The 13,991-nt window shown below is 58.3% G+C and carries 10 protein-coding genes and 2 pseudogenes; 6 read left to right on the top strand and 6 right to left on the bottom strand.

What is annotated here, in order from left to right; genetic code table 11:
• Positions 1-316 precede the first annotated feature (316 nt).
• Complete coding sequence (locus ACMX25_RS27180; protein ID WP_414953100.1) at positions 317-745, bottom strand: HdeA/HdeB family chaperone; 429 nt, start codon at positions 743-745, stop codon at positions 317-319.
• Positions 746-920: 175 nt separating this feature from the next.
• On the opposite strand from ACMX25_RS27180, the gene ACMX25_RS27175 reads away from it, so the two are divergent.
• A complete protein-coding gene (locus tag ACMX25_RS27175; RefSeq protein ID WP_414953099.1) occupies positions 921-2,489 on the top strand; it encodes a class I adenylate-forming enzyme family protein in 1,569 nt (522 codons plus the stop codon).
• 149 nt (positions 2,490-2,638) lie between these two features.
• Positions 2,639-3,652 carry an alpha/beta hydrolase gene (locus tag ACMX25_RS27170; protein ID WP_414953098.1) on the top strand — a complete coding sequence of 338 codons (1,014 nt, stop codon included), beginning with the start codon at positions 2,639-2,641 and terminating at the stop codon, positions 3,650-3,652.
• A 178-nt stretch (positions 3,653-3,830) separates the two neighbouring features.
• Here ACMX25_RS27170 and ACMX25_RS27165 read toward each other — a convergent pair whose 3' ends face one another.
• From ACMX25_RS27165 to ACMX25_RS27155, 3 genes and pseudogenes are all read right to left on the bottom strand, one after another.
• Positions 3,831-4,487 (bottom strand): response regulator transcription factor, encoded by a 657-nt coding sequence (locus tag ACMX25_RS27165; protein ID WP_414953097.1) that lies wholly within the window; start codon positions 4,485-4,487, stop codon positions 3,831-3,833.
• A 426-nt stretch (positions 4,488-4,913) separates the two neighbouring features.
• A complete protein-coding gene (locus tag ACMX25_RS27160; protein WP_414953096.1) occupies positions 4,914-5,435 on the bottom strand; it encodes a cupin domain-containing protein in 522 nt (173 codons plus the stop codon).
• 184 nt (positions 5,436-5,619) lie between these two features.
• A pseudogene (locus ACMX25_RS27155) lies at positions 5,620-6,641 on the bottom strand (fatty acid desaturase).
• A gap of 279 nt (positions 6,642-6,920) precedes the next feature.
• On the opposite strand from ACMX25_RS27155, the gene ACMX25_RS27150 reads away from it, so the two are divergent.
• Entirely contained in the window at positions 6,921-7,445 is a 525-nt protein-coding gene (locus ACMX25_RS27150; protein WP_414953095.1) for a DUF6622 family protein, read from the top strand.
• A gap of 53 nt (positions 7,446-7,498) precedes the next feature.
• On the opposite strand, the gene ACMX25_RS27145 is transcribed toward ACMX25_RS27150, so the two are convergent.
• Both ACMX25_RS27145 and ACMX25_RS27140 read right to left on the bottom strand, forming a co-directional pair.
• Positions 7,499-9,040, bottom strand: coding sequence for a DUF4387 family protein (locus ACMX25_RS27145; protein ID WP_414953094.1), 1,542 nt, complete (start codon positions 9,038-9,040; stop codon positions 7,499-7,501).
• 137 nt (positions 9,041-9,177) lie between these two features.
• On the bottom strand, positions 9,178-10,098 hold the full coding sequence (locus tag ACMX25_RS27140; RefSeq protein ID WP_414953093.1) for a LysR substrate-binding domain-containing protein: 921 nt from the start codon (positions 10,096-10,098) through the stop codon (positions 9,178-9,180).
• Between the two features lie 607 nt (positions 10,099-10,705).
• Here ACMX25_RS27140 and ACMX25_RS27135 point away from each other — a divergent pair.
• The 3 genes and pseudogenes from ACMX25_RS27135 (at position 10,706) to ACMX25_RS27125 (ending at position 13,960) form a co-directional block, all read left to right on the top strand.
• Positions 10,706-12,031 (top strand): MFS transporter, encoded by a 1,326-nt coding sequence (locus tag ACMX25_RS27135; protein WP_414953092.1) that lies wholly within the window; start codon positions 10,706-10,708, stop codon positions 12,029-12,031.
• A 140-nt stretch (positions 12,032-12,171) separates the two neighbouring features.
• Positions 12,172-12,868: pseudogene (locus tag ACMX25_RS27130) on the top strand (IS6 family transposase).
• Positions 12,869-12,937: 69 nt separating this feature from the next.
• Entirely contained in the window at positions 12,938-13,960 is a 1,023-nt protein-coding gene (locus tag ACMX25_RS27125) for an IS30 family transposase (protein ID WP_414948293.1), read from the top strand.
• Positions 13,961-13,991 lie beyond the last annotated feature (31 nt).

Here is a 13,991-nt window from a genome sequence, read left to right as displayed (position 1 = left end):
CTGTTCGAAACAGTCATCCATTTGTGGGTCATGTACCGTGTGTCCCGGATATCGGATAGTGCGCTGCGATCAAAGCAGATAATCACTTCAATTTTGCCCGCCGCCCGTCGGCCGCCTGTATCTCGCCTAGAACGTCGAGCGGGTCTACAAGGGGGCCGGGATATCTGGGTGACAGCCGCGCGGCTGGACATCCTGGCGGCATTGCCACCTAAGGCACAGCTGAACGTTGAAAGCAGCTCCTTTAGGTCCGAGGAGCGGCCTTGTTGTCCGCGCGGTTTTCTGTTGAGTATAGGCGGTACGGGCAAATAGCCAGCTTTCAGTGATGATCAAAGAGCGCGATTTTGTTGGCCTTGATCATGGATCTGACTTTCGACATGAATCGAGCGTGCGGGTCCTTCTTGCACTCTTCCATCACCGTTTCTCCCACCGGATGAGCCGTGTCCACCACCATGGTGTCCGTTTCCTTCACACCGAGCTTATCGACCCCAGCGACCCAGTAGACCAATGCGGGTCGATAAACCTCGTCAACGGCCACGAAATCGGCGCAACTCATCTTCGCAGGACTCAACGGCTTCTCTTGTGCGCTGGCCGCATGAGCGACGAAAAAACACCCGGCGATTGCGAGAACTTTCAAATATTTCATAAGAATTCCAAATATCAATAAATTGAGTTTAAAAACACGGTCGAATACGACATTGATAGCGGATATTGACAGCGTGAAATTCGCCGGCGATCCGTCATTCATGTGAATCGTATAGACGTAGAGTTAGCTGCGAATTAACTCGGGTAAAAGCCACCACTTAGGATTAGCGAACCGTTTGGTGAGGGAGCTAATTATTCCCTCATTTTCCGGTCTCACAATGCGTCACATCGAAGCTCGACTACCGCCTCGAGTCGTGTATCACGCAAAGGAAAAGATCATGGAAAACATCAGCGCAACAGCATGCCGGCCCTACATTGACGTCCTGCTCGAACGACTCAAACAACGATCCAATAGCGCGGTGTTGCGCTATCTGGATGATGACGTAACGGGCAACGCCCTCAGACGCTCCATCTTTCGCCATGCACGGGCGCTGACGGCCCTGGGGATTGGCCGGGGTAGCCTGGTCGCACTGCTCTCACCGAATTGCCCAGATGGTCTCGCGATTCGCTACGCGGCAAACCTCCTTGGCGCGGCAACGATCTTCCTGCCTAAGCTTGCGAATGCCAACAGGATGTCCACCTTGTTGACCCGCCTTCAACCCACGCTCCTTGTCGTTTTTCGGGAAACGGTTCGCTTCATTCCCGATGCGTTCGACGGACGCCTGGCCTTCGTCGGCATTGGCCCCGCATCGTCACGTCTCGACAAGCTCGCGCAAGCGCAGTCGGAATTGCCGTTGCGCGGACAAATCAGACCCGATGATCTCGCCGTAGTCGTCTCATCGGGCGGCACGACAGGCGTGCCAAAATGCAGCCGACGGTCCTTCTCCACCTACTCGACGATGGTCGGCACTGCGGACGACGAGAAGCGACGTCAGCTCATCAATGGTCCGCTTGCCTATCTGTCGCAAGTGCTTGTCGACGCCACGTTGATTGGCGGAGGGACGGTCGTGCTGAAGCCGCACTACGATCCCGCGGAAACGCTCGCAACGATTCAATCGGAACGTATCACCGACATGCTTCTGGTCGAGCCTCAATTGTTCGAAACCATGAATCACCCGGACGTCGGCCGATGCAACTTGTCGTCGCTGCGTTCTATCGTCCACGTTGGTGGCTCGGCGCCTGCGGTGCTGCGTCAACGGGCTGCCCTGCGCCTGGGTTCGGTGCTGACCCACGCGTACGGCGCCAGCGAAATGGGTCTCGTCAGTGTTCTGCCGCGATCCTCTTACGAGGATCGCGGCCGGCTCACTTGCGCGGGCCGCATCCGAGCTGGCGTCGAGGTCCGCGTGCGTCGCGCCGATAGGACTATTGCCCGTGCAGGAGAGTGCGGAAACATCGAGGTCAGGTCCGCCGCCGTGGCAGACGGTTATTACCACCAGACGCTCGAGGAGGCGCAAAAGTTTCGGGACGGCTGGTGCCTGACGGGCGACACCGGCTTTATCGACGAGGCAGGCTATCTGTACATACTCGGCCGCGCGGCCGACGTCGCGCAAATCGATGGCGTGGCGATTGGCCCAACCCAGATCGAGGATGTCCTGTGCCGCGTGCCGGACCTTCGTTATGCCGTGGTGTTGGCCGCCGACAACGACGCCGCCAAATATGGCTGGAACGCGCTGGTCGAGCCGTGGGTCGCCGGTCCGGACGTTGCGCTCTGCATGCGCAAGCTCAAGATCGCGTTCGGCGCCCGCGTTGCAAACCGGATTCGTATTGTCGTAACAGACCGCGTGCCCCTCACTGAACAGGGGAAAGCAGACCGCACCGCGATCGAAGCGATCGTGAAAGATGATCTGCGTTCGCGTCTCGACACGCTCCCCTCCATTTTCCGCGCACCGGTCCTGGCTATTCATTGAGAAGTCGAGAGTGCGTCACTCATTCTCGCGAGACTTTTGGCTCTGGCGCTGGTGACGCTCACCCCTCCGCCGGATCTGATTGATGTCAAAGGACAGCCATCCGAAAAAATGGCACTATTTCGCCAGCTACTCTCTGGAGGTCTCAGGTCATGAGCGAAGAAACGCAAGTGGATTCATCACGGCTGCCGACAAGCCCCGTTGTCATCCGCGACATGGGCAGTTTCCATGTGGGCGGAGAGATGTTGAGCCTTCAGGGAATGCCGTTCCGTGAGCGGGTCAGTACCCGTCAGGGGGCGGTCCATCCGGTCGATCAGAACGGCGAGATTATCGCCGGCCAGATGTATGTCCAGTACGTCAAACTCGAACGCCCGACCAGCGAATGGCCCCTGCTGCTATGGCACGGGGGCGGCATGAGCGGCGTCAACTGGGAAACTACGCCCGATGGCCGCCCAGGCTGGCAGATGTTCTTCCTGCGGGCGGGATTCGACGTTTATGTCTCGGATGCGGTCGAGCGAGGCCGCGCCTCGTGGGCGCCCTATCCGGAGGTCTATGCGGAGGCGCCGTACTTCCGAACTGCACGCGAGGCATGGGAAGAGACCTTCCGGTTCGGGCCTGTTGGATCATGGCATCGCGACCCGGGAGCGAGACGCCCTTACCCGGGCGTGCGCTTCCCGGTTGAGTTCATGGAAACCTTCATGAACCAGTTCGTTCCCCGCTGGTCGACCAACAACGAGCGCACGCAACGCGCCTACGACGCCCTTGTCGGCAAGCTCGACGCCAGCATCATTCTCACGCACAGCCAGGGCGGCAACTTCGGACTGACCGCGGCGCTGCATGCGCCGAAACGCGTCAAGGCGGTCATCTCGCTTGAGCCATCGGGCGCGCCTTCTGTCGACCAGAACGATACAGCCGCGCTCAGGCACGTCCCTCATCTTTTTGTTTGGGGCGACTTTCTCGATCAGCACTCATTCTGGGTTGACTCGATGCCGAAAGTGCGTCGCTGGTACGACGCGCTGGTGGCCGCGGGCGCAGACGTTGAGTGGATCGATTTACCCGCGCGCGGCATCACGGGCAATTCCCACGCGCTGATGGCCGACGACAACAGCGACTCCATCGCGATGATCGTGCACGACTGGTTGCGCAAGCGGGGTCTGGCGATCTAACCGGAGATCATTACCCGGTGGATGCGTCTGTGTCCCGATCCTCGGTTGCTCGTTGATTGCTTCCGGCGTTTGTCCGGTTGCCGCGCGTCCGGCCGTAACGCGTGCCGAACGTTTCCGCACATTCGGCGTGCGGAAACTATTCACGCTCTCGACCGCAATTTCGACCGATAAAAAAATCTTAATGCGCCACTGTCCAGCCGACTCCGCGCACATTGCGGATCAGGGACGGCCCGAACTTCTTGCGCATCGAATGGATCAGCACGTCAACGGCGTTGCTGTCCACCTCTTTGCCCCACCCGTATAGCCTGTCCTCCAGCTGGTCGCGAGACAGGATCATGCCGGGCCTTTCCAGCAACGCGTGCATCAGCGCGAATTCGCGTACGGAGAGCGACGACGCTACGCCGTTGCAGCACAACATGCGCTTGTTGAGATCGAGATTGAGCGACTTCCCACCGATCCGCGAGGTCGCGTAGCCCGCCTTTCGCCGCAAGACCGCCCGTATGCGGGCAAGCAGTTCGCGGACTTCGAATGGCTTGCGAACGCAATCGTCGGCGCCGACGTCAAGGCTGTGCACACGGGTATCGAGATCGTCCAGTGCGGTGAGCATCAGGACAGGGACGTCGTTGCCCGAGGCACGCAACGCGCGCAGCAGATCGATACCGCCTGCGCCCGAGGTACCGAGATCAAGCAAGACGACAGCGTAATAGGCGGTGTTGATGGCCGTGCTACCGGCGTGGCCGTCGCGCACCCAGTCGACACTGCAATCCGCATCGTTTAATGCGCGAAGCAGGCTTCGGCCGATCTGCACATCCTCTTCAACTAGTAAAACTCGCATGATGTCCTATTCGTTTTGGATAGCGTTCGGGAAACTTCAGCCGCACGCTATTGAACATACAAATCCCCCTGTTGATTCGCGAAACTACTGTGCTGGGCTTAGATCACCGGAATTCACGTTTTTGAACCGTCGTGCGCAGCCTCGCGCATGGTTTTGCCCTGGATCGAATCACGACAAGTGGTCGTCTTGATACTACGGGGCGCAGTGTGCGGGATTTTTCGGAATGGCGAAAATACCGACTATCGATGCCAATATAAGCAGCGCCTATAGCTCACGGATTTGCCCACCTACAGCCGGCCCGAGCGGCAAGGCAATGTCTGGCTCAACCCTCCCTGAAGGCTTTACAGTCGGCCGCGAAAGAGGAATGCGGTGGTCGGTCCGACCGTGGCCGGACTCGACATTCGACGCCCGCGTACTCCGGGATTTTTATCCGCAGGCGATGTTTCGACGTCCTGTCTGCACGTCTGACGCTTCACTTGCGGACCGCGCCAAGGGGGGTCCCAAAAACTCGACTCCCCATTTATCCCCAAATTTCTGCAATGTCTCGGGAGCGGGAATGCCGTTCTTCATAGTGTTTCCGAGTTCGGTAAAGAACGCGGCCGCATCAAGCCCCGGCATGATCAGGATCAACATCTGCGAAGGCTCGGCGTCGATGTTGCTGAAACGGTGCGTGCTGCCTGCCTTTGCGACGACGGTCATTCCTGCTTCCGCGACGGTTCGCTTTCCATCGACTTCGAAAAGATAGCGCCCCTTCACGATGTGAAAGACCTCGGTCTCCCGCTCATGTCTGTGCATGGGCGGCCCATAACCCGGAGCGTCCGTTGTCTCAATGAGGGTCGCTCGTCCTTGCGTCGCGGCCGGAGCAATGCGCACTAAAAGATTCACCCCGATAGCGGGAATGACAATGTCGTTTTCCGCTGTCTCCGTGTAAAGAAGTTCGGTATGCATGTGTTTACCTCATGAATGGTGGGCAGCGTGAGCATGGACACACACACGCTTGCAGTTATTGCCGTCAGGCGAACGATGGGGCGTCGAAACCTTAGAAGTCCCGGCCTTCATCCGATCTCAGGATGAACCCGCAGACTTAGCCAAAAATGATTGCGGCATGGTCGACACATCGGGCGAGATTGGTCTACTCGCGCCCTCGGACGTTCACTACCGCGAGCAGCTTGGCCTGCTGGACACGACGACCTTCTGCTATCAAACCGACACGTCGCGGATGCACCGGGAAGTCTGTTTCACGCACGAAATAGCGCTTGAGCAGTTCCCAATATCCGCCCTGGATCAAGAAGCCACCATTGCGTGCCGCATAACCGTCACGCCGAATCCGATACGCATGAGGCAAGTGATACCAAGGCAGATGCGGCAGATCGTGATGCACGAGATGGTAGTTATTGTTCAGATACAGAAGCCGCATCAGCAGCCCTGCTTCGTTGATGACCGTGCGGTGCTTGGGATCGCGAGCCGCGCGATGCTCGTACAGCGATCGAATCATCGCCAGAGAAAGCGCAGGCCATGTCACCCCCAGCAGGTAATACCACCACGGTATGCCCGCATAGAACTGCAGCCACGCAAGCAACACCGTGACGCCGCGTGGATGACCCACGTTAACGCATAACGACTGTCACCGCGGCGCCATTCATTGAACGCTTGCGCGAGCAATGTCACGACACCAAGCGGCGGACCGACAATCAACCGGCCAACGAAACTCTTGCGCATACGCCATAGGGCGCGGCGCCATGCCTTTGCGTTCATCCATTGTTCGCGCAGCACGTAGTTGCTCTCCGGATCAATGTTCGGCTCGGTAAGGCTGTCATCGCGATGATGCGCGATGTGAGTGTCGCGATAGATCGCGTACGGATACCAGATCGCAAGCGGGACACTGCCGAGCAGTTTGTTGATGCGCGAGGAACGCGTCGGATGACCGTGAAGCAGTTCGTGCTGAAGCGACATGTGCCATGCGCACACCACGATGAGCAACGGCGTCGCGGCCACTATCGATAGCACCCGGGTTTGCACGCACCACGCGACGGCGAGCCAGCCACCATGAATCAGCGCGATCAACAGCCACGTGGGCCATTCGGTACGCGCTGTGAACGTTGTTTGCAGCGATGCGATTTCCGACGCATGCGCTTCGTCTAAGTACTCGACCATTCTCTTCTCTTCTCAAGCCCGGCTGTTGATCACGGACGCAATCTAGGCTGCGAATATGAGGTGTGAATGAGGCCAGTTCAGTTGGAGAGAAGATAATTCGACGCTAATTATTCACGTGGATTATTTAGTCTGTGCGGGCAAGCGTGTAGTCACCCAGAGTCGATTCAGGCAACTCCCCGCCCTCATTCTTTGCTAGTTCCGTGCCCGTACGATGAAGTCGTTCGATAGAGCGGTCGTTAATCGCGGCGCGAAATGTAATCCGATCGGAGGGAGGTAAGCATGTCACCAGCAGCAATCATCCACGGCGCGCCCATCTGGGTCTGGGTGCTACTTGTCGTCCTGTTATTTCGTGGGTTAAAGGCGCTCAATAGCGGCACGGCGCCGCTCTCGAGGCTCGCCATCACGCCGCTCATCGTAGCGGGCCTGGGCATGGCTCATCTGGCTTCGAATCCACTAGCGGGATGGTTCGCAGTCGTTGCATGGATGATAGGCGCGATCGTTGGCATTGCGGGCGGCATTGCCATCGCGAGCCGGACTCGCTTCATAGTCGATCCGATTCGCAATACCGTGATGCTGCCGGGTTCCTCTGTGCCGTTACTGCTGATGCTTGCCATCTTCGCCACTAAATTCTGGCTCGGGTTCGAAATGGCTACGCTAACCAATGCATCGTCGCTCGGGATGGTCGTGTTGATCGGCGCTGCGGTGTCCGGAGTCGTCGCAGGCATGCTCGGCGGACGCTTTATTACCTACTGGCGAGCGATGACCGCGCGACGGGTGACGCAGCCGAATTCGCAAAGTGCTTAGGTGTGTCGTGTCACTCGTGTTACCCGCGCGCTGCAGGCCATCGTTGATCGTCGTTAATCCGTCGGAATGATCATCCGCTCCAGCATGGATTGCTTTTGCGTGCGGAAACCATCACGCTCACTGGGCGACGCCGATATGACCGGTTTCTCCACGGTGATCTTGATCGCGTTGCAGTTGTCGACGAAATAAGTGCCAACAACCGAGGTCAACTCGAAGCCGAGTGCATCCGCCACATTGCGTGTGCAAAAGCAGTTCGAGCGCAGCGCCGCTTCATACGCGTCCTTGGAGACGAACAGCACGTCGAATGTCAGCCGGTTGATGCCGGCGTCCTTGCTTCGGATCACACGGGCAATGTCGACCAGACGCCGGCTTCTCGGTGGTGTTCCCAGCGGTGGGTCAGGCGGGACGTCCTCGATCAGCGAGAGCGTCCTGTCGTCGAGATTCTGAGCGCCGGCCGGTTCGCCTACATCGAAATAGTCCGCTCGCGCCTCGCCCGTCTTGTTCCATTCGCGGCCGTTCGCACGGTAATAATGGATAGGAAACATCCGGTTGCGAATGACATCCTCGTTCTGAAGAAGATGATAGAGCGTCCATTTATACGCATTGGTCGCATCGGTTGTATCGATTGTATCGGGGCCGGGTAACGACCACGCGGCTGCCGACTCGACGCGACGCGCGCCCTCGAGCTTGATGCTCAACGGCCACGGCTTGCCGACGCGATAAAAGCGACTCTTGCGAATGCCGGCCGCGCGGGTATCGACAGCGAAGTACTCCGTTCTGGCCATCGCGAGCACGCCTTCAGGATAAAACTGCAACTGCGGATGAGCTTGCCCATGAAGCGTATGCGCGGCGATGGAGTCCGGCGTACAGCGGCGACTCTCGTCAGGGGAGATAAAAACCGCGCTGCCGTCGTCGTAGAGCTCCGCCACGAGAAAGTCGGATGAGGAGCCGGGATCGCATGCGAGCGCGCCGCCCGCGAGCACGTACCCAACGTGATACGCAAGCCCCGGCGCGATACCGCGGCGGAGCATGCCGGCGGCAAAGAGCGCCACGTCACCGGAACGGCACGTGAAAATATACTTCGCATTGCTATTCAGTGCAGAAAGTACCGGATGGATTCCCATCTGGCCGACAATCGTACTGTCGCGCAGCGACGCTTCGTCGAGTGCGGGTTCCACGCCGACCGGGCGCAATAACCCGGCGCGCAGTTCGTCGATCACAATCGCCGGATCGAGTTTGGATTGGATCACGGCTACTTTTGTATCGTGCACGTCGAGTTCTTCGAATACTTCGCGGGCGACCTCGAGCATCCAGTCGAGATTGCGATCGCCGCCTGCGATCCCACAGTTACCGAGAATCATCGGACCTTCAATACGTTCCGCGGCAGCGACCATGTTGCGAAGCGTGTTCTTGACAGCATGACGCTCGACGTATTGGCCGCCACTACCGGGATAATACGGTCCGGCATCGGTCGATCCCCCGGGGGAAATCACCGCATCAACACGCCCAACCAGCGCCTTTTTCAGCGATTCAAGTGGAGATTCGCAGCCCAATGCGCCGCCCGCGGAGACCACCCGATAGATTAGTTTCGCCATATCAACTTCCCCACTCGCATCGGACGACACCATATCGTCTTCGAGATGCCGGGGGGAGAGTCTGCGCGCGTTTTGAGAACAGGACCAATACTGTCTTGCGATGCCCGTATAAGCCGACACTTATAGCTTGCGACGGGTCATCCCCCTGGCGGTTCGATCCCGGGTGCCGGGTGCTCGGACAGGTGCTGTTTTACAAAGCCGGCAATGAAGTCGCGCACGGCTTCCCCGGCGGCAGAAAGCGGCGTCTCGGCTGAAGAAATGATGCTGGCCGTCAGCGAAATGGGGGGGTCGATCGCTTGCGCGGTAATAGTGCCGGGCAACTCGTCCGTGCCGCCAAGGGGCAAGATGGTATCTCCGACACCGGCCTGAGCGGCGGCGAGCATGTCGGTACTGACGTCGGCCTCGGCCGCGATATGCGGCTCAATTCCGGCTGCCACGAACAGACGGTCGAGTACAAGCCGCACGATATTCGGCTGATGCGGCAGCACGAGTGGAAGGCCCGCGAGTTCCTCGAATTTGATCGATCCAGGACTAAGCGAGCCGTTTGCACGCCGCAGAAGAAAGAGTCGTCGCTCGAATAGCGGCACACTGACACAACCGCCATACGGCTCGCTTTCGAAGAGCACAGCCAGGTCGAGCGCCTGTTCACGAATGCGTGCGGCCAGTTGAATGCTGCCCGCTGAAGAAAGCTTAAGCCGCACCTTTGGCAACGCGGTTCGGCATGCCGCCATGATTGGCCCTGCGAGCTGCGACGCCAGGGGAAACGCCATGCCGATGGAAACGCTACCCTCAACTTCTTCGCCGTGTCCACGAACGACGTCGGGCAAGCGCTCGACCCGCCGCAGGATCGCACTCGCCTCCACGTAAAGCCGCTCGCCTGCAGCCGTGGCGTTCACGCCTCGCGCGCTCCGTTGCAACAGCGTGACGCCGAGCCGATCTTCGAGATCGGCCATCTGCTGGCTCAACGCAGGTTGGGCTACGTGGGCGACCTGTGCCGCGCGCGTGAAACTACCGGCATCGACGATTGTCACGAAATAACGCAACTGTCGGAGTTTCATGTAGCAACACCTCGCTGGAATGTCCAACACAGAGGCATACGCGCATGACGCGTGGTGTTCCGCCTGGCGTGGAAACCGCGCCGGTTCGCGCCAGATAATGTGCTCATCGGCTATGGGCCGCAGATCCGCACAAAAGCGAGACGGTAGGCGCTCAATGAGTCTACTGCGTTGCCGCTTGGCGCACAATCCGCGCAATTTAACGCTGGCGGGGAGATCGGAAAGCGTGGAAGCGGTTGATGCCCGACCCGGCCGGTTCAGCTGCTCGGCTACGCCCGGCTTCGTGCGCGCTGCATGAGCCGGCACCTCCAACTCGAAACCTAATGATATGTTGTTGCATGTCGAGCACTTGCCTTATTGTTCACGAATGCGATGAGCGCCTGCTTTATGGAGGACAGATACGTAGCAATATCAGGATTAACCACGGAAAGTCCGGATACCGATATCAGGACCGGACTCAGCATGTCGGTGTTCACTAAAATGCCGGCGTTTTAAATCATGCGTAACTTCCAGCTAAGTTTGGGTCCTTATCCTTGCCTGATTCGTCAGCGGTCTCATTGACGCATACGTTCGAACCCGTCGGACTTGACGCCACGCAAAGAGATTTTGTATGTCAGATCTTGCCACCACAACGCTCGACTCAAAGCCCGGGCGACGCTCATTCCGGGCAGCCATCGCGGGCGCCATCGGCAACGCAATGGAGTGGTACGACTTTACCGTTTATGGTTTCTTTGCGGCCACCATCGGCAGCTTGTTCTTTCCCTCTCAAAGTCATCTAGGGTCATTGCTGGCGTCGTTCGCTGCTTTCGCGGTCGGCTTCGTCGTGCGACCGTTTGGGGCGCTCGTATTCGGCCATATCGGCGACAAATTCGGGCGTCGCGTCGCGCTGTGGACCTCAGTCGTCTGTATGGCCGTCCCCACATTCATGATGGGTCTGCTGCCGACCTATGCGCAAGTCGGTGTGCTTGCGCCCATTTTGCTCGTCCTGTTGCGGTTACTCCAAGGGCTTGCCGTCGCTGGAGAGATGGGCACGTCCGTGACGTTTCTCGTCGAGCAAGCAGGTCAAAAGCGGCGCGGCCTGGTCGGGAGCGCCGCGATGGTGAGCGCGGCACTCGGAACGCTGGCCGGTTCTGCACTCGGTGCGGTGCTGACAACGCTGTTGAGCGCTGAAGCGATCAACACCTGGGGCTGGCGCGTTCCATTCCTGATCGGGATCGTGATCAGCGGGGTTGCCTTGTATCTGAGACGGACGCTTCCTGGCAGCGAAGTACCCGCGAAGCGAGCGGGTTCCCCGTGGCGCGAATCATTGAGGACACAATGGCGCCCGATGCTGCTTCTCGTCGCCATGAACGCAGTCGGTTCGGTAGGTTTCTATCTGTGTTTTGTCTTCGTGACGACGTACCTTCGACAGACTGAGCATATGGCGGCATCCACCGCGCTCGACATCAACACATTGGCCGTCTTCATCCAGATGGGAACGTTTCCGCTCGCCGCGGCGCTCTCTGACAGGATCGGCAGGCGACCGGTTCTACTGACCGCAGCGGGAAGTCTGCTCATCCTCGGGCTGCCGCTCTTTTGGCTGATGCATCATCCTGATCCGATGCTCGCGGTCGCGGGTCAATGTGTGCTGGCGGCATTGATCGGTTGCTTCATCGGCGTCGCGCCGACGTACATGGCGGAAATGCTGCCAGGAAACTTGCGATGCACGACTGTGTCGCTCGCCTATAACGTCGGTTTTGGCGTGCTGGGTGGGCTGACGCCGCTGACGGCCCTGTGGTTCATGCATCTTGACGCCAATGCGCTTTCGCCCGCCTATCTGCTCATGGCTGCTGCAGCTATCTCGCTGGTTTCTGTGTTGCGCTTGCCAGAGACTTCCGGGTCGCGGCTTTCGGGCGTGTATCGAAGCCGCGGTGCAGATGAGTTGTCGAGTGGTTGATGGGAGACAACTGCATTGTCGAATTATCGTCAGTGAGACCGCACGACGCAGATGTGACGAAACTCATCTGACTTGCTCCATCGCCACTATGATCAATCTTCGGCTTCCGGCTTCCAATCTCAACGGAATCTTGAGCCTCCTTGGTATTTCAGCTAATTACTCATTTTGATCGAGAGATCATTGTTCTGTGCGGGCGTCGGCACCTTCACTAAAAGCCAAGTCTGCGCGCTCTGGTTGAGATGTTGGCCGAGCGGGGACTGTCGACGGCACATACCGCGAGCATGCGTTGGGTAAAGTGCTTTATGCCGGAGTTCGTCATGTACTGGAATCGGTTTGGTATACCCACAGACCAGTCATGGCGTGTTGACGAGACCTATCTGAAGATTCGTGGCAAGTGGGTTTATCTGTACCGGCGGTAGATCGGACCGGCCAGACGGTGGACTTCATCGTCAGACCAAAGCGAGACGTGGCTGCGGCTAAAGCCTTTTTCAGCGAGCCCATCAAGCATTAAGACCCGCCACCGAAGACGATCACACTTGATGGGTATGCTGCCACGCTCCGAGCGGTGCGTGAGATGAAGGCCGATGGCCTGCTGCCTGAGGAAACAAATGTCCAGACCTTGAAGTACCTGAACAACTTGATTGAACAGGGCCATTGAAACATCAAGTCCAGAACAAACGTGATGCTCGGCTTCAAACGGTTCAGGAATGCCCCGACGACGATTTCAGGCGTCGAGTTGATGCACCGCTTGCGCAAAAGGCAATTCGCCTTTGCGCTCTCGGGCTCAAGGACACCGCAGCGCCCTCTGTCTGGAATGCTGTCCCGTTCAATCAATAAGGTATCTATACGTATACGAAGGGCGGGCTCAAAATTGAAGCGCAACACCAAAGCGTATAAGGTGTTGTAATGCATAAAGCAAATCAGTACGAGCAGTTGCAAGCTGAGGAACGTTTGGAGATTGCGAGCCTACGTCAACGGGGTTCTAGTATTCGGGCCATGGCCCGAATACTCGGGCGCTCGGCCTCTACCCTTAGCCGCGAACTCAGGCGCAATAGTTCTGTGCTTGGTTATGTCCCAGCAGCGGCGCACGCACTCAGTTCGGCCCGACGATCCAACAGTGCGGTCGCGCCCAAACTCGGGCCTCACAGCGCTTGCTGGAGGGTCGTCCTCACGCTGCTGGAGTGGCGTTGGTCGCCTCAGCAAATCTCTGGAGTCCTCAAGCGTATGTTCCCAAACGATCCGACTTTGCAGGTCTCGCACGAAACGATTTACACCACTATCTACGCCCACCCAGGCGGCGAACTACGGCGTCAACTCATTGCTTGTTTGCGTCGTGCTCATCGCGCCCGTATGTCGCGGACACGGGGTAGTGATCGCCGCTGGCAAATTCCAAATATGGTCAGCATTCACGTGCGCCCACCTGAAATAGAGGATCGCGTGATGCCCGGGCACTGGGAGGGCGACTTCATTAAAGGCGAAGGCAATCGCTCTTCAGTGGGCGTGTTGGTGGAGAGAACCAGCCGTCTAGTGCTGCTGGCTAAGATGGACGATGCCACAGCCGAATCTGCACTGGCTGGCTTCTCCGCCAAGCTCAACTCGATCCCCGAGCACTTGCGTCACAGCTTCACTTACGACCAGGGGCGTGAACTCTCACGGCATCAAGAACTTGCCGCTCAAACAGGCGTGAATGTCTATTTTTGCGATCCACACAGCCCGTGGCAGCGAGGAACTTGTGAAAATACCAACGGCCTGTTGCGCGAGTACTTGCCCAAAGGCACCGACCTTTCCGTCCATAGTCAGGCCGACCTCGACGTCATTGCAGACAGCTTGAACAACCGCCCTCGTGCTACGCATGCGTTTCATTCACCCTTCGAGGTATTTGCCGCGACACTAAAAGCAGCGGATCTCGCAACGTCATCTAAACATTAGACCAGTTGTTGCACTTCGACTTGAGACCGCC

Origin of the sequence: Caballeronia eucalypticola (genome assembly GCF_047608185.1) — a bacterium.
Taxonomy (GTDB): domain Bacteria; phylum Pseudomonadota; class Gammaproteobacteria; order Burkholderiales; family Burkholderiaceae; genus Caballeronia.
This window is presented reverse-complemented; position numbering and strand designations above follow the sequence as displayed.

Bases quoted from the DNA above. Each gene is read 5' to 3' on its own strand.
- ACMX25_RS27180 (WP_414953100.1), bottom strand. From the start codon at position 745: ATGAATGACGGATCGCCGGCGAATTTCACGCTGTCAATATCCGCTATC.
- ACMX25_RS27175 (WP_414953099.1), top strand. From the start codon at position 921: ATGGAAAACATCAGCGCAACAGCATGCCGGCCCTACATTGACGTCCTG.
- ACMX25_RS27170 (WP_414953098.1), top strand. From the start codon at position 2,639: ATGAGCGAAGAAACGCAAGTGGATTCATCACGGCTGCCGACAAGCCCC.
- ACMX25_RS27165 (WP_414953097.1), bottom strand. From the start codon at position 4,487: ATGCGAGTTTTACTAGTTGAAGAGGATGTGCAGATCGGCCGAAGCCTG.
- ACMX25_RS27160 (WP_414953096.1), bottom strand. From the start codon at position 5,435: ATGCATACCGAACTTCTTTACACGGAGACAGCGGAAAACGACATTGTC.
- ACMX25_RS27150 (WP_414953095.1), top strand. From the start codon at position 6,921: ATGTCACCAGCAGCAATCATCCACGGCGCGCCCATCTGGGTCTGGGTG.
- ACMX25_RS27145 (WP_414953094.1), bottom strand. From the start codon at position 9,040: ATGGCGAAACTAATCTATCGGGTGGTCTCCGCGGGCGGCGCATTGGGC.
- ACMX25_RS27140 (WP_414953093.1), bottom strand. From the start codon at position 10,098: ATGAAACTCCGACAGTTGCGTTATTTCGTGACAATCGTCGATGCCGGT.
- ACMX25_RS27135 (WP_414953092.1), top strand. From the start codon at position 10,706: ATGTCAGATCTTGCCACCACAACGCTCGACTCAAAGCCCGGGCGACGC.
- ACMX25_RS27125 (WP_414948293.1), top strand. From the start codon at position 12,938: ATGCATAAAGCAAATCAGTACGAGCAGTTGCAAGCTGAGGAACGTTTG.